This window comes from Streptomyces sp. NPDC088252 (genome assembly GCF_044740965.1).
Classification (GTDB): Bacteria; Actinomycetota; Actinomycetes; order Streptomycetales; family Streptomycetaceae; genus Streptomyces.
The window spans coordinates 15419-40536 of sequence record NZ_JBIURS010000036.1; the positions used below are offsets into that span (position 1 = coordinate 15419).

The following is a 25118-nucleotide window of genomic DNA, read 5'->3' on the forward strand; positions in this document are numbered from 1 at the left end:
CCTCAGCGACCGTGCCGGTACGAGCTCGTATCGAACGGGTCGGCGCAGCACCGTCTGGGCCCGCCGCCGACCGCAGCCCACGGATCGTGACGAACCCTCAGTGAACTGATCCGACTTCGGCGGCGTGACAGCACCTGATCACTCGCGTGACAGGATCACGGCCTCCCCGCCGAAGCCCACTGCCAACTTGCCGGCCCATGCCGAGGTCGTCCGGACCGGACCCGGGAACGCAAGATCCGGACCGATCTTCCGCCTGTCGGCCGAGTCCCACGCCCACGCCACATGGGCCTTGACGCTGTTCAACCCGCAAGCAACGACGGCGGGGCGCCCGTCCATCAGCGTCGTGTCCACCGATCGTTCCCCGACAATGATGTCTTGGGCGAGGGGCTCACCGACCGGTCGTGCGGTCATCGGGTCCCACAGGCGCAGGGTTCTGTCCTCACCGCCTGCGACCACGACAAGGTCGCCGGCGACCTCGATGACGTCGGCCGCAGTTGCACCATGGGGGATTGGTTCACCGATCTGCTGGCGCGTGCTCAGGTCCCCAAGGCGCACTGTGCCGTAATCATTGCCGAACTCCGCGGTGATGGTCGTGGCGACGGGGCGGCCGTGAACCACCGCGGTGGCGAGGGCGAGCGTGAAGCCGTCCTCGATGAGCGTCACGCCGTGATCGGGCTGTCCGCTCGTCCGGTCCCGCATCCACGTCGTCAGGTCCCACATCCGCGTGGTGCCGTCCGCCCCGCCGGACAGCACGCAAGGACGCCCGTTCAGCTCAGCGACGCCCAGCGCCGCAGCGCAGCCCGCCACGACCAGCATCCCGGTCGCAATCGCAGACACGTCACCGGCATCGTCGGCGAACGCCTCGAGGACCGCGATCTGCGACCAGTCCTCCTGAGCCCCTGTGCTTCCCACCCGATTCCCCTCACTGATTTACGTGATCACGGCCAGCGACACTGAACGGGTGTCGCGCGGACAGTGCGGCTCCAAGTGGGGGGATGCGTGCCGGTGTTGTCGCGGATCACGCGGGCGAAGGCATGGGCATGGTTTCAGAGCGTGTCAGCTTCAAGCAATGCCCCACACAGCCGACGTGGACAGCCGAGCGGCGGGGAGAGGTACGCCAACGACCTCGGCCGCCCCGCCCGGCTCCTGGACCTGGAGGGCGCCGTCGCTGCCTACAGGAATTCTCAAGTGCCGTGACGGAGTGTCATGGCAAGGTCATGCCCAAAAGCCACAGCGAGGCGCCGACATGCGTCACCGCACACCAATACCTTGGTCCGCCGCTAACGGGGTGTGGTCGTTTTGAGCCAGTCGTCGACGGTGACGACGTCAGCCCACTGCGGGAACAGCTTCTCGGTGAGGAACCGGTGAACCTCGGCGTCCGTGTCAAGGCAGGCGTCGGCGAGGACGGTGAGGTCGAAGTCCAGGTCGTTGGCCTGGCACAGGGTGTGCAGCACCACGGCGCTGGTGGCGATGCCGGTGAGGACGAGGCTGTCGATGCCGTGCGCTCTGAGCACCACGTCGAGGTCACTGCCCGAGAACGCGCTCGCCCGTCTCTTGGTGACCACTACCTCGCCCGGCCGGGGCGCGACATCGGGGTGGATTTCGGTGCCGGGGTCGCCCTCGACATGGAGTCCGGCTCGCGCGACGGCGGTGAGTGCCCTGTTGTGCGGGCCGACTTCCGGAAAGCCCGGGCGCAATGCGATGACCACGTAGATGACAGGGATGTCTGCCGCCCGGGCACCATCGATCGCCCTGCGCAGGCGCGGCAGGTATCCGGAGCCGTCGTCGGCAATGTCCACGATGGCTCGCTGGACGTCCATCACGAGAAGGGCGCTGCTCATACGGTCTCCAGGAACGACGTCGGTTCGGCGCTGAAGCGGGCCGGGTCTCCATGTTCGGCGAGTGTGCGGCCGCCGGCACTGTGGCAGTGTGCCTGCCGGGGACGAGTTTCGCCAGGCGGCCTGCCATGGCGAGGTGGTCCGGTGTGTCCGGGGCACCGTTGATCGCGCGGCGATCCCGGGTGGCCGTGACCGGTATCCGATGGTCCGCTTCACTGGGTGTGTGCTTGCCGAGCGCGGATCTGTTCGTGGGTGGACGGGACGTGGGCGTCCTGCGGTGTGTCGAGGGTCGGAGCGGTGGCGAGTGCGCGGATGGCGGGATGGCGAGCAGCAGGACGGCGAGCGCGCGGTTCGGGGCGTCGGGCGGGCCGGCCGAACTGCCGGTCTCGTCTCGTCCTCGACGGCGTCGACGAGTTGGGGCGGCACCACGGTGTCGAGGCGGTGCACGTCGTGAAGCCACGGCGGAATACCGGGCAGCACACAGCCTCATCATCCCGGCTCAGCAGGCGCTTTCGCGTTTCCGCTCAGGATCCGGACGCCGCCGCAAGTGAAAGGCGAGGGCCAAGGCCTGTCCGGCGGATCGGATGTTGCCGGACAGGCCCCGGGCCGGAAGGGCTCAGCGCTTGAGCATGAAGGGGAAGTCGCCGGAGAGCCTGTGGCTCAGGCGCTCGGTGGATACGAGGTTCCCCTCGGCGAGTGGTCTTTGGACCTCGGCTCGCGAAAAGCCGAAGCCTTCGGCGATCATTCGCACCGGCCGCACAGGTATCCGCGCCGCACAGCCCGAGGCCTGGCCACGATCGGCACGGGCTCCCACCGGCCGCGGTGCGCCCGGTGCGGAGGTGGACCGTACGGCGACTGCCAGGCAGGCCGCTCGGTTCGACCCGAGCCGCCCACGTCGCGGCGCCGTGCGACCGGGTCCTGGAACAGTTCGGCCGCCAAGCCGGGGTCGTTGTCGTGCAGCAGGTCCGGGAGCTCGGGTCGTACGGAACGGACGTTCATCCGTTGCAGGACAGTGGGCTCGGTGGTGTCCCCGCACTCGCTGCACAGCGCGAGGAGCCAGGCGTCGAGGAGCCTGTGGTTCGCGTCGACGCGGAATTTGCCGTTCGTCCGGAAGCGCTCGGAGGCGCACCTGTGGCAATGGCGGAGAACGATGGGCAGGCAGGTGGGTACGACCACCCAGGTTTTGGACACAGAATTACACCGGTTCCAGTGAGAAGACCGCAGCGAAATGGAGCGCGGCGCACATGTGCGCCGCGCGACGGATCAGCGCTCAAGGGGTCTCACTTGGTGTACAACGGCATGTCCTTGACCGGATGGCTATGGGCGGGAGCACGCTAACGGCACGCGGGAGTGCGGTTCCACTGATCTTCCGGGCGCGTGGCGATGCCTCGTGGTCGGCGTCCGTGCCGCCCTCGGCCCGTCGGACATGTCCTTGCAGTCCGGTGGGCGTCGGCCTGTTCGCTGTGCGAAGACCTCTCCTGACTCATGGGCAGGCATGTCGGCGGGCATGTGATTCGGGATTCACGGTGGTCCTGACGAGGCGGGCGGAGCGGCGCTACTCTGCGGCGAACAATCCTTCACTGGAGGTGTGCATGCGACGTTCCGTCGCGCGGAGTGTGTCGTTGTCGGCTGTTCTCGCCGCTGTCGTCACGGTCGGGGCAGCGGCCCCTTCCTCATCCGCACCACCGACCGCGCCACCCCCCAAGTCGCCTGTCGCGGTGGGGTACGGAGGCGCGGTCGCCAGCGTCGACGCGGACGCGTCGGCCGCGGGCATCGAGGTGCTGCGCAAGGGCGGCAACGCGGTGGACGCCGCGGTGGCGACCGCGGCCGCGCTCGGTGTGACCGAGCCCTACTCGGCGGGTCTCGGCGGTGGCGGCTACTTCGTCTACTACGACGCCAGGAAGCACACCGTGGAGACGATCGACGGCCGGGAGACCGCACCGCGCAGCGCGGACTCCTCGCTCTTCCTGGAGAACGGCAAGCCGATCGCCTTCGACGCCGCCGTCACCAGCGGACTGGGCGTGGGCACCCCCGGCACCCCGGCCACCTGGGACACCGCGCTCGACACCTGGGGCAGCAAATCGCTGCGACAGGTACTGAAACCGGCCGAGCGGCTCGCCAGGGACGGCTTCGTCGTCGACAGCACGTTCCGCTCGCAGACCGAGGGGAACCAGGCGAGGTTCGCCGACTTCCCGGCGTCCAGGAAGCTCTTCCTGCCGGGCGGACAACTGCCGGTGGTCGGCTCCGTCTTCAAGAATCCCGATCTGGCGCGTACGTACGAGCAGGTGGGCCGTAAGGGCGTCGACGAGCTGTACCGGGGCGAGCTGGCCGAGGACGTCATACGGACCGTGCGCAACCCGCCGGTGGACCCGCAGTCCACCCGGGTCGTACGTCCCGGCGACCTCACGGCCAAGGACCTGCGGTCCTACCGGGCGCTGCGGCAGGCTCCGACGAAGGTCGGCTACCGGGGCCTGGACGTGTACGGCATGGCGCCCTCCTCGTCCGGCGGCACGAGCGTCGGCGAGGCACTCAACATCCTTGAGTCCACGGACCTTTCGAAGGCGAGCGAGGCGCGGTATCTGCACCGCTACATCGAGGCGAGCCGGATCGCGTTCGCCGACCGGGGGCGGTGGGTCGGCGACCCGGCGTTCGAGGACGTACCGACGCAGGGGCTCCTCAGCCAGCGGTTCGCCGACTCGCGGGAGTGCCTGATCAAGGACGACGCGGTGCTGACCAGCCCGCTGGCGCCGGGAGACCCCCGCCACCCGGCCGACTGCCGGGCCGGTGGCAAGGCCGCCCCGACGACGTACGAGGGCGAGAACACCACTCATCTGACGACGGCCGACAAGTGGGGCAACGTCGTCGCGTACACCTTGACGATCGAGCAGACCGGCGGCAGCGGCATCACCGTGCCGGGACGTGGCTTTCTGCTCAACAACGAGCTGACGGACTTCTCGTTCGCGCCCGCCGACCCGGCGGTCCACGACCCGAATCTGCCCGGTCCGGGCAAGCGTCCGCGTTCGTCGATCTCGCCGACGATCGTGCTGAAGCACGGAGAGCCGGTGCTGGCCCTGGGGTCGCCGGGTGGCGCCACCATCATCACGACCGTGCTGCAGTCGCTCATCGGCAAGGTCGACCGAGGGCTGCCGCTGGCCGACGCCATCGCGGCGCCGCGCGCCAGTCAGCGCAACTCGGCGACGACGGAGCTCGAACCGGGACTGTGGAACAGCCCGGTACGGGGACAACTGGAGGCGCTGGGGCATGTCTTCAAGCTGAACCCGGAGATCGGGGCGGCGACGGGAGTGCAGCGGTTGCCGGACGGACGGTGGCTGGCGGCTGCGGAGAAGGTGCGCCGCGGTGGGGGTTCGGCCATGGTCGTGAATCCGAGCGGACGCCCCTGACGATAAGTCAATAACCCTCCTTGCGGGGCCGGTTCCACGTGTGCGCAACACGTGAGCCGGCCCCACGGTCTTGACGGGGACATGACTCAGGGGGCACCTTGGCCGCGTCGGTAAGGAAAGTTTCCTAATGGAAGGGCACCCCCACTGTGCGTACTCGAACGCTCGCCCTCGCCGCTGCTTCCGGCGCGGCCCTGCTCGCGGCCGCCACGGTGACCCCCGCCGAGGCCAGTCCGGCCCCGGGCGCCGTATCCGCCGTCGCGCCCCGGGCGGATTCCGGCGCCGCCGACCGGGACGGGGTCGGAATCAAGGAGGGTTCCGTCAGCGCGGCCGATCTGCTGGCCAAGGTCACCTCGTGTTCGCAGATCTCCAACGGCAAGTACCGTACGGACGAGGAGGCGTCGGCGACCATACCCGTCTGCGGCAAGAACGGTGCCGTGTTCTGGAAGGCCGACATGGACATCGACTGCGACGGTGAGATCACCACCGCCTGCAACGCGAACACCGACCCGTGGTTCCAGGACGACACGGCGTTCCACACCTCCGGCGACAAGCCGCTGAGCGCCGAGAAGCTGCCGTACGTCGTCGTGCCGAGCAGCAGCAGCATCTGGAACTACAGCAGCGCGGGGATCAAGGGCGGTGGAGTCGTCGCCGTCATCTACAACAACAAGGTCGAGTACGCCGTCGTCGGCGACACCGGTCCCAGCAAGATCATCGGTGAAGCGTCGTACGCCACCGCCAAGGCGCTCGGCATCGACCCCGACCCGGAGACCGGTGGCGCCGATTCCGGCGTCACCTACATCCTCTTCAAGAACTCCCAGGCGTCACCGATCGAGAGCCACAGTGCCGCCGTCACCGCTGGTGAGGCCTTGGCCAAGCAGTTCATCCAGAACAATTAGGGTCTTTTGTTCGAATCGGGTCGGGTCGGGTCGGGTCGGCGAGGCGCGGCCCGGGGCACGGGGGCCCGGTGTGATCCGGACGAGAGGTCCTGGCAGTACGCGGAAGGAACGCGGTCACCAGGTGTTCACAACGCGGTCAGGATGCGCGGGCCGTCGTCGGTGATAGCCACCGTGTGCTCGACGTGCGCCGCGCGGCTGCCGTCGGACGTACGCAAGGTCCAGCCGTCCCGGTCCGGGTGGAAGCCGTCGCTGCCGCCGGCGATCAGCATCGGCTCGATCGCCAGCACCATCCCGTGCCGCAACCGCATGCCACGACCCGGTCGTCCCTCGTTGGGGACGGCCGGGTCCTCGTGCATCGAACGGCCCACGCCATGGCCGCCGAATCCCTCCGGAATGCCGTAACCGGCCGCACGGCAGACCGTGCCGATGGCGTGGGCGATGTCGCCGATGCGATTGCCGACCACCGCCGCCGCGATGCCCGCCTCCAGCGCCGCGAACGCCGTGTCGATCAGCCGGGTGTCCGCCGGCCGGGCGCGGCCGACGGTGAAGCTGATCGCCGAATCGCCTGCCCAGCCGCCGAGCGTCGCGCCCGCGTCGATGCTCACCAGATCGCCGTCGCACAGCCGTTGATCGGTCGGGATGCCGTGCACGATCGCGTCGTTGACCGACGCGCAGATGACCGCGGGGAACGGGGTCGGGGCGAAATGGGGCCGGTAGTTCAGGAACGGCGAGCCGGCGCCCGCCTCGCGAAGAACCTTTCGGGCCACCTCGTCGAGTTCGCGCAAGGAGACGCCGACCGCCGCCGCTTCCCGCGCGGCTGTCAGCACTTGCGCCACGACTCGGCCCGTCTCGCGCATCGCTTCGATGGATGTGTCTGTCTTGAGCTGCACCATTCCAATTACTATACCGGTCGTGGCGGTATTAGAATGACGGCATGGTACGGACGCCCCTGACCCCGGAAGAGCGCCTTCGCGGCGAACGCCTCGGAGCGCTGCTCCGTGAGGCGCGCGGTCGGCGCAGCATGGTCGAGATCGCGGCGAGCGCCGGAATCTCCGCCGAGACACTGCGCAAGATCGAGACGGGTCGCGCGCCGACCCCCGCCTTCTTCACCGTCGCGGCGCTGGCCGGGGCGCTCGGATTGTCGATGGACGAACTGCTCGGACGCTGTGCGCCGGTGCCGGACGAGGTGCCGCTGGCGGGATAGGCGTGATCGGGCCGTCCGCCGGACGGTCGGATCGCCCGCGCCGTCCATCCCGAGCGGCCACCATGGGCGGGGTGCGGACGGCTGATGGCGCTCGCTGCTTCTCGGTCCGTTCGAAGCGGCCTGCGACGGGTCGCGGCGGCACGTACCGGAACCCGTTCCGGCACGCGAGGAGTGCGGGCTCGGCGGAGGTGTGCCGCCCTGTCGGGTGCGCGGGGCCGGTGCGGGCCGCGGTGTGTGCCCGTCGCCGTGGGACGACCGCACCGCAGTCGAAAAGCGGGTGTAGCCGTGCCGTAACACGGCTGGGGTCGAATGCCTGCGGACTGGAAGGCTCCGGCCGACGTTGGCGAGGGCGACGATGACAGATCATCAAAGTGCTTGGGAAGCGAGGGAGTTCAGCCAGTACCTACACGAAGTGGTGGCACTGCTGGACCCCGGGAGCGGCTGGTACGGCGTCTTCTGCCGAAGCGACCCCGCAGGGATGCGGGCCTGTCTCGACGGTGCCGAGATTCCGCCCTGGGATGTGATGGAGTCGCTGTTCGAGGACTTGGTGGCGGTGCGCGGCGCGGCGTTCGCGCAACACGAGTCGGTACGGGCCGCCGAGTTGTACTCCGTCTCGGTGGCCGCACATGACCGACGGCCGGGCGGAGGGCAGATGCTCGTCGAACGGCTGGAGCTGATGCTGCGGGAGCGGACGCACGCGGCCCGGCGTCTCCGGGCGGCCGGGGCGGGCGGGGCGGGCGGCACGGGGGCCCCGGACGCGGAGGCGGTGGCCTGGGCCCGTGACGACTACGAACGCGCCACCGCGCGCTGCGCGGAGCTGCGTGGGCGACTGGCCGCGGTGACGGTGCCGAGGGGCTGGTTCCGCGCGGAGGATCCGGTCCCGGACCGGGGGCCTGAGCCCGAGTCGGGGGGTGGACCGTGGTCCCGAGTGGGGGAGTTGGTCCCGGACCGGGGTCCTGGGCCCGAGGCCGAGCGTGGTTCCACACCCGAGCCCGAGGTCGAGCATGGTTCCACACCCGAGGTCGAGGTCGAGGTCGAGCGTGGTTCCGCGTCCGGGTGCGCCGCCGAGCGAGGCCCCGACGTGTCACCGCCGGATCGTCGGCCCCCTGCCCCCAGGCGCGAGCAGCCACGGGGTGCCCGGTTCGCCGGGCTGGACGTCGACGGAGCCGTGGCCGCACCCGTTCCGCCCGTTGTGCCGACGACGGCCGCCGTGCCGCGCGGAGCCCGCTTCGGCACCGCCGCGATCAGGGACGACGCGCCCTCGGACCGGACGGCCGCGGCCCCGGACCCCGAGGTGCACCGGGCCGCCGTCGGCGCCGTCGAGCGGCTGGTACGGCTCAGGGCCGGGGACCGCGGCGGCGAGGCCCATGTCGTGCTCTGCGAGGCGGCCGCCTGGCCGGCGGACCGGCTTCCGGTGCTCGCCGTCGAGTTGCACCGGGCGGGCCTCGACGCGGACTGGGCGACCCTGTTGTGGGAGGTCTCCTCGCTCCCGCCCGCCGAACTCGCCGCGGCGGCGGACGCGCTCGCCGCCGCGGGGCGGCCGGACGACTGCGAGCAGTTGCTGCGCCAGGGCGTGGCGCGGCCGACCGTGGAGATCACCGACGCGGTGGTGGCGCTGGACCGGGCGGGACGGAGGCGGCAGGCGCAGGCGTTGCTGGGGGCCTTCATCCGCGTACGGACTCCGCAGGACGCGGCCCGGGTGGCGGCCGGCGACCCCCATCGGCTCGTACCGCAACTGCTGGCCGCGGCCCGCGCGGTGTCCCCGGCGAAGGAGCGGGATGTCGTCCATGCGCTACGGGTGGCCGGCATCGCGGGTGCGCCCCGGGGCGGCGGATCCACGGGAGGCCGGTGAGGACCCGCACGGTGCGGTGCTCTCGAACAGGAAGGGCAAGCCGGAGTTCGGGGTACCCGGGCGACGATGCCGGACACCGTGCGGGGCTCAGCCGTGCTCGGGTCCCGACGCGGCGGCTCCGGAGGATTCACGCCGCGTCGGCTCCGTCGCGGCGCCGGGCCGGCCGACCTCGCCCGCAGCGGTCGAGCCGTGTCCCCCGTTCTCTCCCGGCGGCGGGTAGAACCGCCGGGCCCAGCGCCGGAACGGACCGATCGGGCCGTCGCCCGGAGCCAGCCGGGGCGGCTGCTGGTACTGCTTGTGGTTCCAGATCGGGAAGTCGGCGGCGGTGAACTCGCAACTGGACCGGAAGACCGCGCGGTCCAGCAGTCGCGCCGCGGTCCGGCTCACCGCCCGCGCGAGCGGGGCCGGCAACCGGGCCGGCTCCGTGAACGCGATGCGGTTCCTCTGCCGGAACTGCATCCGGTTGGGCGCGATCGCCGTCGGCAGCACCATCGTGCACATCCGCAGCCCGATCCGAGGCGTGTGCACATCGGCGTGCAGGCAACCGAGTCCGTATCCGTCCACCTCCACCTCGACGACGAAATCGCCCAGCAGCGGCGCCGACTCGTGGGCCCGCATGGACACATGGAACGCGGCATCGTCGTAGACGACCGGCCCGCCGATCTCGGCCTTCGCCCAGCCGTGCAGGGTGGCGAAGTGCCCGAGGTCCACCGAGTTCTCGATGACTTCCTGGACATTGCCGGCCAGCTCCCAGGCGGCACTGCGGGCCGGGCGGTGACCCACCTCGTGCCAGTCGGGGATGAACCAGTCCGGTGCCCGGCCGTCGTGGTGCCGCCAGACGAAGACGGCACCGTTGACCTCGTGGACCGGCAGTCGGGTCAGAGGCGACTTCGGCGGCTTCGTGTCGTATCCCGTCCGCACGCACGCGCCGTCGGGGCCGAACGCGAAGAAGTGGAACGGACAGACCAGATCGTCGCCGTCGACCTTCGCCAGACCGAGGTGGGCGCCGAGGTGCGGACAGTACGGGCGGATGGCGCGGACCGCCCCCGTACCGAGCCGGTAGAGCACCACGTCCTGCCCCGCCAACGGCCGGGTGAGCACCGTGCCCGGCCGTAACTCGTCGGAGAAGGCCAGTGCGGCCCAGCCGCTCGGATACGGCAGGGCGGGTGCCCCCGCCGCATCGGCCGGCGTCGGCCCCTCGCTGATGGCGTGCCCGTACGCGCGTGACAGCCCCACTGCTTCCCCTCTCAGGATCGGTCGCCGGGAGGCTGCCCAGAGCGCTCCGAGATCCTCCCGGCACGCCGCACATCACCCGAACGGGAAAGAACGCGGAACGCCTTGACGTCGTCCGCGGTCGCGCCGTCCGGGACGTCCGCCCGCCGGTGCGCAGCGGCCGGCCGGCTGTCCCGTGGAGAACCCGGGCGGCGGACTCGGCGGGGCCGGACCCACCGCCCCCGCGGGGTCAGCCCGGTGCCATGCGGCTGAGGGATTCCCAGTCCCGGTACTGCTCCGCACGCGCCCGGCTCATCTCCTGGACGAGGTCGAACGACCGGCCGCCGAGAATCAGGCGCCGGGGCGGGTCCGGCAGCGCGGTCAGCTCCATGAGCGCGGGTGCTGCCGTGCTCGGATCCGGACCGGCGTCCTCGCCCCACATCTCGGCCAGCCGGGCGCGCAGCGTGTCGTAGGCCGGGTCGAGTGCCGTCGTCGTCGTGCCCGCCGTGAACAGCCCCGTGGCGTAGCCGCCCATCTGGACGACCGTGACCTTGATCCCGAACTGCTCGACCTCCATCGCCAGCGCCTCGCTGACCGAGTCGAGCGCCGCCTTGCCCGCCCCGTAGAACCCGACGGAGGCCATGCCGCCGCCGGTGCCCATCGACGTGATCTGCAGGACGCGCCCGGAACCCTGCGCTCGCAGGTGGGGGATCACGGCCTGCGCCACCCACACCGCCCCGAAGAAGTTGACGTCGAGGTGATCCCGGATCTGTTCCTCCGTGGCCTCCTCCACCATGCCGTACAGCAGACCGCCCGCGTTGTTGACGACGACATCGAGCCGGCCGAACGCCGCCACCGCCTGTTCCACCGCCTCGAACACGGCCCGGCGGTCGGAGACGTCCAGAGGGAGCCGTACGAGGTCGTCCGGGTACTTCTCGGCCGACCCGGCGAGCGGCTCGACGTCGCGGGCGGCTGCCACGACCCGCTCCCCGGCGGACAGAGCCGCCTCGGTGAACGCGCGGCCCAGACCACGGGAAGCACCGGTGATGAACCAAACCCTGGCGCCAGGCACGGAAACCCACTCCTTCGTCCGCGAAGAACGTCGCGCTCCACGACGGTGTCCCCGCAGGGGCATGTCGTCGATTCGACGAGACGGACCGTTCCGTCTCGTTGGAGCTTAACGGACCCGCCCGTCCGAATCCACAGACATTCCCGATCGCCGGCCCGGACGGCGCTCCTGAACGCTTCTTGGGCGGACCCTGCGGCGATGCGACAGAGAGACGCACGTCACATCTGCGGCCGTCACATCGTGCGGTGCCGTTTCCGTCAGAGAGGTGTAACCGCCAACAACGGCAAGGAGTGCACCATGAACGCTCGCTTGAACCTCTTCGGCAACCCGGTCATCGGCAAGGCCCTGAAGCACGTCGTCGCGGCGGGCAAAGTGATCGCGGACTCGACGCTGCCGGACTCGACGCGGGAACTCGTACTGCTCCGCGCCAGCCAGATCAATGGCTGTGCCTACTGCGTCGACATGCACACCAAGGACGCCGCGCACGCCGGGGAGACCTCGGTGCGTCTCAACCTGGTCGCCGCCTGGCGGGAGGCCACGGTGTTCACCGAAGCCGAGCGCGCCGCCCTGGAGCTCGCGGAGCAGGGCACCCGCATCGCCGACGCCGCCGGTGGTGTCGGCGACGAGGTCTGGGCGAACGCCGCGAAGCACTACGACGAGGAGCAGCTCGGCGCCCTTGTGTCGCTCATCGCCCTCATCAACGCCTTCAACCGCGTGAACGTCGTCACCCAGCAGCCGGCCGGTGACTACCGGCCCGGCCAGTACGCCTAGGAGCTCTCGTTCGGATCACGCCGGGCGCGCGCGGTCCGGCCCGATCCGAACGAAAATCCGCACCGGGAAGCGCCCGGCCCGGACCCCCTCCTCACGGGTCCCGGCCGGGCGCCGGTGGGCGCGCACGCGGGTGGAATCCGTCGCGTCGGCCCGGTTCGGATCCTCATCGGCGTCGTGACCCGACCGTCCGGACGGAACGGCTCAGCGCGCCCGCTGCTCGTACCCCACCAGGCGGACGCAGACGGCGAGTCCCTCGATCGCCTGCTCCAGCTCCGCGAGGCCCGGGTAGCTGGGGGCGATCCGGATGACCGCGTCGCGCGGGTCGTCGCCGTAAGGATGTGTGGCGCCGGCCGGGGTCAGTACGATGCCCGCCTCGGCGGCGCGGCGTACGACCTCCTCGGCGCAGCCGTCCGGCACCTCCAGGGTCACGAAGTACCCGCCCTTGGGCGAGGTCCAGGTCGCGAGCCCTGTCCCGCCGAGCTCGGCCTCCAGGATCCGCGCCACCGCCTCGAACTTGGGCTGCAGCAGGGCCCGCTGGCGCTCCATGTGGGCCCGCATGCCGTCGGCGTCCCGCAGGAACAGGACGTGCCGCAGCTGGTTGATCTTGTCGGGGCCGATCGACCGCTTGGCGTTGTTGCCGAGCAACCACTGCACATTCGCGGGCGAGGAACCGAAGAAGGCGACGCCCGAGCCCGCCGTCGTGATCTTCGAGGTGGAGCCGAACACGAAGGCCCGGTCCGGGTTCCCGGCCCCGGCGCAGGCGGCGAGCAGATCGGCGATCTCGACGGGCTCGTCGGTGAGGTGGTGAGCGGCGTAGGCGTTGTCCCAGAATATTCGGAAGTCGGGAGCCGCGGTGTTCATCGAGGCGAGCCGTGCCACGGTCTCGTCGCTGTAGCAGACGCCGTCCGGGTTGCTGTACTTGGGCACGCACCAGATGCCCTTGATCGCGGGGTTCTCGGCGACGAGCCGTTCCACGGCATCCATGTCCGGGCCCTCGGCGGTCATCGGCACCGGGATCATGTCGATCCCGAACCGCTCGCACAGCGCGAAGTGCCGGTCGTAGCCGGGCACCGGGCACAGGAACGCGATCCGCTCCTGCTCCACCCATCGCGACCGGGCGCCCGGCAGCACGCTCAGCAGGGCGTGCACCAGGCAGTCATGCATCAGTTCGAGGCTGGAGTTCCCGGCCGCGAGCAGTTGCCCGGCCGGTACCTGGAGCACACCGGCGAAGATCTCCCGGAGTTCGGGCAATCCCTGCAGTCCGCCGTAGTTGCGTATGTCCGTGCCGTCGGCGGAGGTGTGCCGCCCGCCGGGCAGGCTCAGCAGGTCGTCGGAGAGATCGAGCTGTTCCGGCGCGGGCTTGCCCCGGGTGAGGTCGAGCGAGAGTCCGAGTCCCGCGAGGTCCCGGTAGTCCTGGCGGGCCCGCTCCAGGGGCTCCGTCGGGGCGGCGGGGCTCAGCTCGGTGGTCATGGTGTTTCCTCTCGCAGGTGCCGCGCTGATGGGTGATGCCTGCCGAGAATACAAACCGGCGCGCGGGACCGGGCCGGGAGCCGGGTGCCGTACGGGCCACGGGCCGGTGCGGACGTGTGGCCCGCACGGGTGTGAAACATGATCGACTCCGCCGGTTCACGGCGATGGTCTTGCCCCGCTGTGTGACGGGGCCTACGTTCTCCTCTACGCACGTGTCTACGGGCGTAGAAACGCGTAGAGGCTCTCTGACGCCGCGTCGAAGGAGCAGCTCATGTCCCAAGTCGTACGCGCCGCACTCGTCCAGGCGACCTGGACCGGCGACACCGAATCCATGATCGCCAAGCATGAGGAGCATGCGCGCGAGGCCGCCCGCCGGGGCGCGAAGATCATCGGCTTCCAGGAGGTGTTCAACGCCCCCTACTTCTGTCAGGTGCAGGAACCCGAGCACTACCGCTGGGCGGAAGCCGTTCCGGACGGGCCGACCGTCCTGCGGATGCGGGAACTCGCCCGCGAGACCGGCATGGTGATCGTCGTGCCGGTCTTCGAGATCGAGCAGTCCGGCTTCTACTACAACACCGCCGCCGTCATCGACGCCGACGGCTCCTACCTCGGCAAGTACCGCAAGCACCACATCCCACAGGTCAAGGGGTTCTGGGAGAAGTACTACTTCAAGCCCGGGAACGTCGGCTGGCCGGTCTTCGACACCGCCGTGGGCAAGGTCGGCGTCTACATCTGCTACGACCGTCACTTCCCGGAGGGGTGGCGTCAACTCGGCCTGAACGGGGCTCAGTTGGTGTACAACCCGTCCGCCACCTCGCGCGGCCTGTCCAGCTACCTCTGGCAGCTGGAACAGCCCGCCTCCGCCGTCGCCAACGAGTACTTCGTCGCCGCGATCAACCGCGTCGGCCAGGAGGAGTACGGCGACAACGACTTCTACGGAACCAGCTACTTCGTCGACCCGCGCGGCCAGTTCGTCGGCGAGGTCGCCAGTGACAAGGAGGAGGAACTCGTCGTCCGCGACCTCGACTTCGGCCTCATCGAAGAGGTCCGGCAGCAGTGGGCGTTCTACCGGGACCGCCGACCCGACGCGTACGAAGGACTGGTGGAGCCGTGAGCAGCCTGCACCGACGCCATCTCGCCGTCAGCCCCGACTGGCTTGCGCTCTACTACAAGGACCCGCTGGAGATCACCCACGGCGAGGGCCGCCATGTCTGGGACGCCGACGGCAGGCGCTACCTCGACTTCTTCGGCGGCATCCTCACCACCATGACCGCCCATGCCCTGCCCGAGGTGACCAAAGCGGTCAGCGAGCAGGCCGGACGGATCATCCACTCCTCCACGCTCTACCTCAACCGGCCGATGGTCGAGCTGGCCGAACGCGTCGCCACGCTCTCCGGCATCCCGGACGCCCGGGTCTTCTTCACCACCTCCGGCACCGAGGCCAACGACACGGCCCTGCTGCTCGCCACCGCGTACCGCAGGTCGAACCAGATCCTCGCGATGCGCAACAGCTACCACGGCAGATCCTTCTCCGCGGTCTCCATCACCGGCAACAGCGCCTGGTCGCCCACGAATCTGTCGCCGCTGCAGACGCTGTACGTGCACGGTGGTGTCCGCACCAGAGGGCCCTACGCGCACCTCGGCGACGCCGAGTTCGTCGCGGCCTGCGTCGCCGATCTGGAGGACCTGCTCGGCCACACCCGCGAGCCCGCCGCCCTGATCGCCGAACCCATCCAGGGTGTCGGTGGGTTCACCTCACCGCCCGACGGTCTGTACGCGGCCTTCCGCCGGGTCCTCGACCGCCACGGCATCCTGTGGATCTCCGACGAGGTGCAGACCGGCTGGGGCCGCACCGGCGAACACTTCTGGGGCTGGCAGGCGCACGGCGAGAGCGGCCCGCCGGACATCCTCACGTTCGCCAAGGGCATCGGCAACGGCATGTCGATCGGCGGCGTCGTGGCCCGCGCCGACGTCATGAACTGCCTCGACGCCAACTCCATCTCGACGTTCGGCGGCTCCCCGGTCACCATGGCGGCCGGCCTCGCCAACCTCTCGTACCTCCTCGAACACGATCTGCAGGGCAACGCCCGCCGCGTCGGCGGGCTGCTGATCGAGCGGCTGCGTGCGATCGGCGCGGCCTCGGAGTGCGTACGGGAGGTGCGCGGCCGGGGCCTGATGATCGGGATCGAGCTGGTCGAGCCCGGCACCGACGAGGCGAATCCGCGGGCGGCGACCGCCGTACTCGAAGCGGCCCGTGAGGGCGGTCTGCTCATCGGCAAGGGTGGCGGTCACAACACCAGCGTGCTGCGGATCGCACCGCCGCTCACGCTGACCGTCGCGGAGGCGGAGGAGGGCGCCAAGATCCTGGCCGAGGCCCTTCGATCGGTGGCATGAGCGACGGGGGTGCGGCCGGGCCCCGGGGTGACTCCGGGGCCCGGCCGAACGGTCAGCCCCGGTGGCCGGTGGGGCGGGTGAGGTCCAGGGTGCGGACCGGGTCGAGCTCGCCGCAGTACGCGAGGTTCTCGTGGCGCACCTCTGTGACGGTGAGCGTGGCCTCGGCGACGCCTTGGTCCACGGTGGTCTTGAAGCGCACCGAGCCGTCCTTCTCGGTGGTACCCGTCAGCCGGTGCACCTTGCCCCCGGCCGTCAGCTCGGCCGTGACCTTCGCACCCTTCACCGGCTTGCCCTGTGCCGTCCTCACCACACCGTTCGCGGTGACCTTCCAGGCGGCGTCGGAGCCGGGCCGGCCCAGCAGTCGGGTGTCGGCCTCCAGCGAGGCGACGGCGAGCTGCGACGGCGGGTTGGGCCGGCCGAGGGCGACCTGGTCGACGGTCCAGAAGGCGCTGTTCGTGCCGCTGTAGCGGAAGCTCAGCCGGGCCGACTTCGCGCCCGCCGGAACGTCGAGCTCAAGGCGCTCGACGGTGTTGACATCGCTCCGGTACGACTTGACGAGCTGTGGGACACCACCGTCGTAGGCGACGTACACATCGCCGGTCTGCGGACCGTCGACACGGTAGTTCGTGGCGTACGAAAGGGTTGCCTTCGCCGCCCCGTTCAGCTTGTAGGAGGGGCTGACCAGGGTGGAATCGAACTGTCCGGCGCCGTGCGCCTTGTCGTCCCACTCGTCGGAGTCGGCGACCGCGAACACGTCGCGGGCGCGGACGTTGGTCTCGCGGCCCTGGCCGCGCTCGGCGTTGGTCCAGAACTCGTCGGTGGCGAAGGCCCAGCCGCGCCACTCGGTGACGCCACCGGCCGGCATCTTCGAGTTGTCGATGGACCAGCCCTCGGGCGCGGTGTGCGTCCATCCCTTGGTGCCGGCCGGGAGCCCGGTCTCGTCGACGGGCGTGCGCAGGGAGCCGCGCAGCGCGTCGAAGGCATCCGGCTGCAGCTCGGCGAGCCCGGTGCCGTCGAGGTTCCAGGCGGGATCGGTGGCGACTCCCTCGTGGCGCAGGACGGTGGGTGCGATATCGGTGATCTCGACGTCGTCGCGCACCGAACCGGGCACGATGCCCTTGCCCCGGGCGATCACGAACGTGCCGCGCTCCAGCGGGGTGTTGCCGCCGTGGCCGCCGGTGGGGGTGTGGCCGTGGTCGGCGGTGACGACGACGAGCCAGTCCTCGTCGGCGTACGTCGGCCGCGAGGTCACGGCGTCGAGCAGCCGGCCGACCTGGGCGTCGGCGGTGTGCAGGGCCTTGAGGTAGGCGTCGCCGGCCGAGCCGGAGCTGTGGCCGGCGCCGTCGACCTCGTCGAGGTGGACGAAGGTGGAGTCGGGGTTGCCGTGCGCGAGATGGTCGGCCGCCTTGGCGGTGGTGCCCTCGTCGTCGCCGCCCGCGATCCGCAGATCGGTCTTCGCGCCGAAGACGATCTGCGGGATCGGGCTCCACGTGCCGACGACCAGGGTGGACGTGGCCGGGTCGGCGGTCTCCAGCCGGGTCGCGTAGTCCGGGTACCGGGCGTGGTTCGGGGCCGTGAAGTTGTTGTCCTTCACGTTGTGCTTGTCGGGCCAGACGCCCGTGGCGACGGACGACCAGCCGGCGCCGGAGACGGTCGGGGCCATCGGGCTGGCGTACAGGTTGCTTCGTGCGGTCAGGCCCTTGGCCATCAGCTGCTTCAGGTGCGGCACGTCGGCGCGCGAGAAGGTGTCGAAGGTGGCGCCGTCGATGCCGATGACCAGGGTCTTCGCCTGCTTGGTGCCGGACGGCAGACCGGCGTACGGGGCAGCGGCCGCGGCCCCGGACTCCTGGGCACGGGCGGCCGTGGTGGCGAGCGGCAGGGCGACGGCTGCGACGGTGGCGGCCGCCAGCACCGTACGCGCGGAGCGCGACAGGGACACGTGATCCTCCGGGATCGGTCGATGGGCACCGGGCTTCGGGATCGTCCGGTGATGTGTCCGAGGTTCGCCGTCGGTGGTGAGCGGACCACGCCGCGTACGGGACGAGCGCATGAACCGTACTCAACATGTGGACCAGACCCGTCATCGGTTCGTTATCTACGAGCGTCGTTATCATCGGCCGATGAACTACCGGCGCCTCCTGTACTTCCTCGCCGTCGTCGAGGCCGGGACCATCACCTCCGCCGCCGCCGGCCTGCATGTCGCCCAGCCGGGTCTGAGCCGTCAGCTCAAGACGCTGGAGCGCGAGATGCGGATGACCCTCTTCGAGCCGCGCGGCAACCGGCTGGCGCTGACACCGGCCGGCCGTGCCTTCGTGCCGCTGGCCCGACGGCTGATGGCCGAGACCCGGACGATGGAGGAAGCGGTCGAGGCGCTGCGCTCGGGACGGGTCTCCCGGTTGGTCGTCGCGGCTACGCCGGCGTCGATCCGCAGCTTCCTGGCCGGGTTCATCGCCACCACCGGACCGGAGGACCCGCCGCTGCTCACCCGGCAGGCGAGCCACTTCCGTCTCGACGAGGAGCTGCTGGACGAGGCGGACCTGATCGTCTCCCCGGCGGCGAAGGCGGCGGGATGCGAGACGGTCGACCTGGGCGGCACGCCGCTGAAGGCCTTTGTCGCACCCGGACACGCCTGGGCCCGCGCGGGGCGTACGGAGGTGGACCTGGCCGAACTCTGTGACAGCCGGATCTTCGCCCACTCCCGGTCCAGCGTCAGCCGGGCCGTACTGGAGAACGCGCTGGGGCAGCGGCGGCTGGTGCCCGCCCGGCTGACCGAATGCGACGACGGCCCGACCGTCGAGGCCCTCGCGGTCGCCGGGCACGGGATCGGCGTGAGTACGGATCTGCCGAGGCTCGGCGGCTACGGGCTGCGGATCAAGGGCGGTGGTCCGTCCGCATCGGGCGCGTGCGGTACGGACGTGCTGCAGGTGCCGCTCCATGTGGCCTGGTTGCCGGGGCACTTCGCCACGGATCTGATCAGGTCGATGGCGCTGCGGCTGCGGGACTACCTCGCGGGACAACCGGACTCACTTGCTCCGCCGGAACGGCCGACGGGCTGAAGCAATCCGGGGACTCCCGCCTTCATGCCTGAACCGCATGGTCACCTTGCCATCTATGTATTGGACGGCATGAAGGCACCCTCCTGATACTGAGCGGACAGTGCGAGGGCGGCCGGGCGACCGACCGGGGAAGCGAGGTCTCCGTGCGGTTCGGCGCGGTTCGACGCGGTGTTCACGGGCGGGACGATCCGTACCCGGTCCCCGGCGTGTCCGGTCCGCGCGCACCGACGACCACGAACACAGAGCACTGATCACGACGGCGCGCACCGTTCACCACGCGGGCCGCCGTTCTCCATGACGTGCGCCGATCGCCAGCGCGCCGCCGCTCGTGGCGACGGCCACCGTTCTCGGCGATGCGCACCGTTCACCACGCGGGCCGTCGTGCACGTGCGGGTCACCCTCCACGGCGACGACCACCACGACACCCGTTTCGAACCATCCGTACCACCCGGAGGACATCCCTGTGACCGTCACGTCACCCGCCCCCGCGTCCGCCCCCGTCCACACCCCCGCGAGCGGGCAGAGCGGATCGGACCCGGCATCCGCCAGGTCGGCCGGTCACGCCATCGTCGAAGCCCTCGCCCTGCACGGTGTGGAGCGGGTGTTCGCCGTGCCCGGCGAGAGCTATCTCGACCTTCTCGACGGGCTGCACGACTCCGACATCACCACCGTCGTCTGCCGGCACGAGGGCGGAGCCGCCTACATGGCGGAGGCCCACGGCAAGCTCACCGGCGAGCCCGGCGTCGCCATGGTCACCCGCGGCCCCGGTGCCGCCAACGCGTACGTGGCCATCCACGCCGCCTGGCAGGACGCGACCCCCATGGTGCTGTTCGTCGGCCTCGTCCCCAGCGATCACCGCGACCGGGAGGCGTTCCAGGACTTCGACCCGCGCGCCTGGTTCGGTACCCAGGCCAAGCGCGTCCTCCTCCTCGACCAGCCGGAACGTGCGTCCGAGCTGGTTGCCGAGGCGTTCTTCGCGGCCCGCTCCGGCCGTCCCGGCCCCGTGGTCGTCGGCCTGCCCGAGGACGTCATCACGCGCCCCGCGCCGCCGGAGATCCATCCTGTCCTCCCAGTGACGGACGGAGGCGTCGCCCCCGCCGAACTCGACGCGCTGCGCGAACTGTTGATCCGTGCCGAACGTCCGCTCATCCTCACCGGCGGAGCCCGCTGGACCCCCCGCGCCGCGGCGCGGCTCACCGCCTTCGCCGAGCGGCACCGCATTCCGGTGGCCCAGGACTGGCGCGCCTCGGACCGGGTCCCCTTCGACTCGCCGGTCAACATCGGCCAGTTGGGATACGGGCGACGCGACTCGCTGGCCCGTCGCGTCGAGGAGGCCGACCTGCTGCTCTGCGTCGGCGGCGTGCTGAGCGACGTACCCAGCGACGGCTACACACTGCGCCAGTCCCCGACGGCCGTCACCGTGGTCGCCAACATCGACGCGACGCTGCGCGGTCGCAGCGGCGGTCTCACCCGGCAGATACTCGCGGCCCCCGACACCTTCACCGAAGCCCTGACCGGCCTCGACCTGACGGGCCACCCCGACTGGACGCGGTGGACCGCCGAGGCCCGCGACGAGGAGGCCCGGCACTCCGCACTGCCCGCCGAGGTCCGTACCGGCGCCGGACTCCCCGCGACCGCGCCCGGCACCGCCCACATGACGACCGTCGTCGCCGAACTCGTCGAACGGCTCCCCGACGACGCCGTGTACACCTTCGGTGCCGGCAACCACTGCGTGTGGGCCCAGCGCTACCTGCCGACCCGGGTCTTCCCCAGTCAGCTCAGCATGCGCAACGGCTCGATGGGGTACAGCGTCCCGGCCGCCCTCGCCACCTCGCTGGAGAGCCCGGACCGCCTGACCGTCGCCGTCGCGGGCGACGGCGAGTTCCTGATGAACGGTCAGGAGATCGCCACGGCGGTCCAGCACGGAGCGGCCTTCCTGGTGATCCTGATGGACAACCAGCAGTACGGAACGATCCGAGAGCACCAGGAACACCACTACCCCGGCCGGATCAGCGGCACCCAGCTCACCAACCCCGACTTCGCCGCCTATGCGCGTGCCTTCGGGGCCCACGGTGAGACCGTCACCTCCGACGACCAGGCGGCCGGAGCCGTCGAGCGGGCCCTCAAGGCCGTGACCGACGAGCACAGGCCCGCCGTCATCCACGTCGTCGTGGACCAGAACATTCCCCTGCCGTAAGGGAGCACGCACCATGACCACCACTGAGTACGCCGTCGTCGACCCGGCCACCGGGGCGAGGGTCCGCGAGTACCCGCAGGCCACCGACGCACAGATCGCAAAAGCCCTGGCCGCGTCCGCCGCCGCGCAGGCCGCCTGGCGCGGCCGTGCCCTCGACGACCGGGCGGCACTGCTGCACCGGGTCGCCGATCTGCACGCCGAACGGAAGGACCGGCTGGCCGCCCTGATCACCCAGGAGATGGGCAAGCCCGTTGCCCAGGCCGGTACGGAGATCGACATCGTCGTGTCGATCTACCGCTACTACGCCGACAACGGCGCCGCGTTCCTCGCCGACGAGGAACTGGCCGTCGCGTCGGGCGGCACCGCCGTCGTCAGGAAGGAAGCGGTCGGGCCGCTCCTGGGGATCATGCCGTGGAACTTCCCCTGCTACCAGGTTGCCCGGTTCGCCGCGCCCAATTTGATGCTGGGCAACACGATCCTGCTCAAGCACGCCCCGCAGTGCCCCGCGTCAGCCCTCGCCATGGAGCAGATCTTCCGTGACGCGGGTCTGCCCGAGGGCGCGTACGTCAACCTCTTCGCCTCCAACGAGCAGGTGGCCGACGTCATAGCGGACCCACGGGTGCAGGGCGTCTCGCTGACCGGCTCCGAACGGGCGGGCGCGGCGGTCGCCGAGATCGCCGGACGGCACCTGAAGAAGGTCGTCCTGGAACTCGGCGGCTCCGATCCCTTCCTCGTGCTCGACGGAGCCGATCTCGCACGAGCCGTCCAGCAGGCGTTCACCGGCCGGTTCGGCAACGCGGGCCAGGCCTGCAACGCCGCCAAGCGGATCATCGTCCTCGACGAGCACCACGACGCCTTCGTCGAGCAGTTCACCGCCGCGGTGCGGGCGGTGGAGCCCGGCGACCCCACCGATCCGGCCACCTTCCTGGGCCCGCTCTCCTCCGTCGCCGCTGCGGACGCGCTCGCCGCACAGGTCGACGACGCGGTGGCGCTCGGCGCCACGGTCCTCACCGGGGGCCACCGCGTCGACCGGCCCGGTGCCTGGTTCGAGCCGACGGTCCTCACCGGGGTGACCGACCGGATGCGTGCCTTCCACGAAGAGTTGTTCGGCCCGGTCGCCCTCATCCACCGGGTGGCGGACGAGGAAGCGGCCATCGCACTCGCCAACAACAGCCCCTACGGCCTCGGAGCGGTCGTCCAGTGCGCGGACGAGGAACACGCGCTGCGCGTGGCCGACCGTCTCGAAGCCGGCATGGTGTACGTCAACGACGCCCCCGGCACCGCCGCCGAACTTCCCTTCGGCGGGATCAAGCGGTCCGGCATCGGCCGTGAGCTAGGCAGGTACGGCATGGACGAGTTCGCCAACAAGAAGCTGATCCGCGTCAGCCGCTGAACGTACCCCCCCGCAGCCCGTTCCGACGGGCCGTACCCGCGGGAAGGCGCGTGCGAAGCGGCGCGGCGCCGTTCCCCGTCCGGGAGCGGCGCCGCGCCGCGTCCCGCTGTGGGCCGGTGGAGTGCCGGGCGGGGGAAACAGAAACGTCTTCAGCGGTTAGCCGCAGCGGTATTGCCACAGTGGGTAACCCACTTCTACGTTCTTCACCACGCACCTCATCTACGTGTGTAGACCCGTTCCGCCACTGTGAGGAGGGGTACATGAGCCGCACCGTCATCCACGGCGGTCTCGTCATCGCCGCGTCCGGCGAGATCCATGCCGACGTACTCATCGAGGGCGGCCGCATCGCCGCTCTCGCGGCGCACGACACCGACGCGGCCGAGAGTTGGAGCGCCGACCGGAGGATCGACGCCACCGGCAAAAGCGTCATCCCGGGCGGTGTCGATGCGCATACGCACATGGAGATGCCGTTCGGCGGCACCTACGCCGCCGAGACCTTCGAGACCGGCACCCGGGCCGCGGCCTGGGGCGGTACCACCACGATCGTCGACTTCGCCATCCAGTCCGTGGGCCGTGCGGTCCGCGAAGGGCCCGACGCCTGGAACGCGAAGGCCGACGGCAACTGCGCCATCGACTACGCCTTCCACATGATCCTCCCCGATGTGAACGAGTCCTCGCTGAAGGAGATGGACCTCCTGGTGTCGGAGGGCGTCACCTCGTTCAAGAGCTTCATTGGCTCGCGTGACCAGGGGTGTTCAGCCCGAGTAGGGCTCTGACCTGGAGGAATGTCGCCCCGGCCTTTCCCGTGAACCTCACGGAGCAGATCGGGCAGGCGCGGCGGCCCACAAGTAAGTACCCCGTATTCGGCGCGAATGGAGCAGAAGCTGTGGCACGCACTCTGATCACTGGCGGTCTGGTCATCACGGCCTCCGACGAACTCCACGCGGACGTACTCATCGACGGTGGCCGCGTCGTGGCCTTGGCCACCCACGGCAGTCATGAGTGGACCGCCGATCACGTCATCGACGCTGCGCAGAAGTACGTGATCCCGGGCGGGGTCGACGCCCATACGCATATGGAGATGCCGTTCGGCGGCACGTTCGCTTCCGACACCTTCGAGACCGGCACCCGGGCCGCGGCCTGGGGCGGCACAACGACCATCATTGATTTCGCTATTCAGCCCAAGGGCGGTTCGCTCGGTGAAGGGCTCGATGCATGGCATGAGAAAGCGGATGGCAAGTGCGCGATCGACTACGCCTTCCACATGATCATGTCCGACGTGAACGAGTCCTCGCTCAAGGAAATGGACGGGCTCGTCTCGGCCGGCGTTACTTCGTTCAAGCTCTTCACCGCGTACCCGGGGGTCTTTCTTTCCGACGACGGTCAGATTCTCCGGGCTATGCAGCGCGCTGGCTCGAACGGCGGTCTGGTGATGACGCACGCGGAAAATGGTCTCGCCATCGATGTGCTGGTGGAGCAGGCTCTGGCACGTGGGGAGAGGGATCCGCGCTATCACGGTGAGGTCCGGAAGGCCCTCCTTGAGGCGGAGGCGACGCATCGGGTGATCAAACTGAGCCAGGTGGCGGGTGCTCCTCTCTACGTGGTGCACGTGTCGGCGCAAGAGGCCGTCGCTGAATTGGCGCGGGCTCGGGACGAGGGCCTTCCGGTATTTGGCGAGACCTGCCCGCAGTACCTCTTCTTGTCGACCGACAACCTGGCCGAGCCTGAATTCGAAGGCGCGAAGTATGTCTGTTCTGCTCCGCTGCGTCCGAAGGAGCATCAGGCGGCGCTGTGGCGTGGGCTGCGGACGAATGATCTGCAGGTGGTTTCCACGGACCATTGCCCGTTCTGCTTCAAGGGGCAGAAGGAGATGGGTCGTGGGGATTTCTCGAAGATTCCGAATGGCATGCCGGGTGTCGAGAATCGCATGGACCTGCTGCACCAGGCCGTGGTGGACGGGCATATCAGCCGGCGTCGTTGGATCGAGATCGCCTGCGCGGCGCCGGCCCGGATGTTCGGCGTTTATCCGAAGAAAGGCACGATCGCTCCGGGGGCCGACGCCGATATCGTCGTCTACGATCCGCATGCCGAACAGATCATGTCCGCCGAGACGCATCACATGAACGTCGACTACTCGGCCTACGAGGGCAAGCACGTGACGGGACGGGTAGAGACGGTGCTGTCACGTGGTGTTCCGGTGATCGACAAATGCACCTATGTGGGCCACGCGGGGCACGGGGGGTATCTGCCGCGAGGAACCTGTCAGTTTGCGAACTGAGCTGTCTCGCGGCGAAATTCCACGTTCTCCCGTCCTGGTGGCATCTCGGCAGAGAGTCCTTCAGGGCTGATAGGCGTCATCAGCCCT

General features: G+C 70.1%; 19 protein-coding genes and 1 pseudogene. 12 read left to right on the plus strand and 8 right to left on the minus strand.

The features are described 5' to 3' along the window. Positions 1–138: 138 nt before the first annotated feature. The 3 genes from ACIOHC_RS39790 to ACIOHC_RS39800 all read right to left on the minus strand — a co-directional run bounded on the left by ACIOHC_RS39790 (position 139) and on the right by ACIOHC_RS39800 (position 3029). A complete protein-coding gene (locus ACIOHC_RS39790; protein ID WP_351077324.1) occupies positions 139–663 on the minus strand; it encodes a hypothetical protein in 525 nt (174 codons plus the stop codon). Between the two features lie 617 nt (positions 664–1280). Further along, on the minus strand, positions 1281–1841 hold the full coding sequence (locus tag ACIOHC_RS39795; RefSeq protein WP_351077322.1) for an isochorismatase family cysteine hydrolase: 561 nt from the start codon (positions 1839–1841) through the stop codon (positions 1281–1283). Between the two features lie 738 nt (positions 1842–2579). Further along, positions 2580–3029 carry a DUF1062 domain-containing protein gene (locus tag ACIOHC_RS39800; RefSeq protein WP_351077321.1) on the minus strand — a complete coding sequence of 150 codons (450 nt, stop codon included), beginning with the start codon at positions 3027–3029 and terminating at the stop codon, positions 2580–2582. Positions 3030–3430: 401 nt separating this feature from the next. On the opposite strand from ACIOHC_RS39800, the gene ggt reads away from it, so the two are divergent. After that, a complete protein-coding gene (ggt, locus tag ACIOHC_RS39805) occupies positions 3431–5239 on the plus strand; it encodes a gamma-glutamyltransferase (RefSeq protein ID WP_351077319.1) in 1809 nt (602 codons plus the stop codon). A gap of 146 nt (positions 5240–5385) precedes the next feature. Then, a complete protein-coding gene (locus ACIOHC_RS39810; RefSeq protein WP_351077317.1) occupies positions 5386–6135 on the plus strand; it encodes a glycoside hydrolase family 75 protein in 750 nt (249 codons plus the stop codon). Between the two features lie 125 nt (positions 6136–6260). On the opposite strand, the gene map is transcribed toward ACIOHC_RS39810, so the two are convergent. Further along, the gene (gene map / locus ACIOHC_RS39815) at positions 6261–7028 is read right to left on the minus strand and encodes a type I methionyl aminopeptidase (RefSeq protein ID WP_351077314.1); all 768 of its coding nucleotides are present in this window, start codon (positions 7026–7028) and stop codon (positions 6261–6263) included. Positions 7029–7069: 41 nt separating this feature from the next. Between map and ACIOHC_RS39820 the strand changes: the two genes are divergently transcribed. Then, complete coding sequence (locus ACIOHC_RS39820) at positions 7070–7339, plus strand: helix-turn-helix transcriptional regulator (RefSeq protein WP_351077312.1); 270 nt, start codon at positions 7070–7072, stop codon at positions 7337–7339. A 355-nt stretch (positions 7340–7694) separates the two neighbouring features. After that, complete coding sequence (locus tag ACIOHC_RS39825; RefSeq protein WP_351077311.1) at positions 7695–9191, plus strand: hypothetical protein; 1497 nt, start codon at positions 7695–7697, stop codon at positions 9189–9191. A gap of 87 nt (positions 9192–9278) precedes the next feature. Here ACIOHC_RS39825 and ACIOHC_RS39830 read toward each other — a convergent pair whose 3' ends face one another. Next, positions 9279–10427 (minus strand): Rieske 2Fe-2S domain-containing protein, encoded by a 1149-nt coding sequence (locus tag ACIOHC_RS39830; protein WP_351077309.1) that lies wholly within the window; start codon positions 10425–10427, stop codon positions 9279–9281. Positions 10428–10653: 226 nt separating this feature from the next. Then, positions 10654–11475, minus strand: a complete 822-nt coding sequence (locus ACIOHC_RS39835) for an SDR family NAD(P)-dependent oxidoreductase (protein WP_351077308.1) — start codon at positions 11473–11475, stop codon at positions 10654–10656. Positions 11476–11769: 294 nt separating this feature from the next. Between ACIOHC_RS39835 and ACIOHC_RS39840 the strand changes: the two genes are divergently transcribed. Further along, positions 11770–12243: a carboxymuconolactone decarboxylase family protein gene (locus ACIOHC_RS39840; RefSeq protein WP_351077306.1), complete on the plus strand. Its 474-nt coding sequence runs from the start codon at positions 11770–11772 to the stop codon at positions 12241–12243. Positions 12244–12444: 201 nt separating this feature from the next. Here the strand turns inward: ACIOHC_RS39840 and ACIOHC_RS39845 are convergent, their stop codons facing one another. Then, positions 12445–13713, minus strand: coding sequence for an aminotransferase class I/II-fold pyridoxal phosphate-dependent enzyme (locus ACIOHC_RS39845; protein WP_351077305.1), 1269 nt, complete (start codon positions 13711–13713; stop codon positions 12445–12447). A 271-nt stretch (positions 13714–13984) separates the two neighbouring features. Between ACIOHC_RS39845 and ACIOHC_RS39850 the strand changes: the two genes are divergently transcribed. Continuing rightward, on the plus strand, positions 13985–14827 hold the full coding sequence (locus tag ACIOHC_RS39850; protein WP_351077303.1) for a nitrilase-related carbon-nitrogen hydrolase: 843 nt from the start codon (positions 13985–13987) through the stop codon (positions 14825–14827). Continuing rightward, positions 14824–16107 carry an aspartate aminotransferase family protein gene (locus ACIOHC_RS39855; protein WP_365691716.1) on the plus strand — a complete coding sequence of 428 codons (1284 nt, stop codon included), beginning with the start codon at positions 14824–14826 and terminating at the stop codon, positions 16105–16107. Before ACIOHC_RS39850 ends, ACIOHC_RS39855 begins: the two co-directional genes overlap by 4 nt. 52 nt (positions 16108–16159) lie before the next feature. Here ACIOHC_RS39855 and ACIOHC_RS39860 read toward each other — a convergent pair whose 3' ends face one another. Continuing rightward, the gene (locus tag ACIOHC_RS39860; RefSeq protein WP_351077299.1) at positions 16160–18046 is read right to left on the minus strand and encodes an alkaline phosphatase family protein; all 1887 of its coding nucleotides are present in this window, start codon (positions 18044–18046) and stop codon (positions 16160–16162) included. A gap of 181 nt (positions 18047–18227) precedes the next feature. Here ACIOHC_RS39860 and ACIOHC_RS39865 point away from each other — a divergent pair, with 181 nt between their 5' ends. The 5 genes and pseudogenes from ACIOHC_RS39865 to hydA all read left to right on the plus strand — a co-directional run bounded on the left by ACIOHC_RS39865 (position 18228) and on the right by hydA (position 25031). Next, on the plus strand, positions 18228–19163 hold the full coding sequence (locus tag ACIOHC_RS39865) for a LysR family transcriptional regulator (RefSeq protein ID WP_351077298.1): 936 nt from the start codon (positions 18228–18230) through the stop codon (positions 19161–19163). A gap of 463 nt (positions 19164–19626) precedes the next feature. Further along, on the plus strand, positions 19627–21360 hold the full coding sequence (locus ACIOHC_RS39870) for a thiamine pyrophosphate-dependent enzyme (RefSeq protein ID WP_389637665.1): 1734 nt from the start codon (positions 19627–19629) through the stop codon (positions 21358–21360). A 13-nt stretch (positions 21361–21373) separates the two neighbouring features. Then, positions 21374–22753, plus strand: a complete 1380-nt coding sequence (locus tag ACIOHC_RS39875) for an NAD-dependent succinate-semialdehyde dehydrogenase (RefSeq protein ID WP_401846415.1) — start codon at positions 21374–21376, stop codon at positions 22751–22753. Between the two features lie 260 nt (positions 22754–23013). Continuing rightward, positions 23014–23487 (plus strand): annotated as a pseudogene (locus ACIOHC_RS39880) (amidohydrolase family protein); the annotation flags it as partial. A 152-nt stretch (positions 23488–23639) separates the two neighbouring features. Then, on the plus strand, positions 23640–25031 hold the full coding sequence (hydA, locus tag ACIOHC_RS39885; protein WP_401846416.1) for a dihydropyrimidinase: 1392 nt from the start codon (positions 23640–23642) through the stop codon (positions 25029–25031). Positions 25032–25118: the final 87 nt, after the last annotated feature.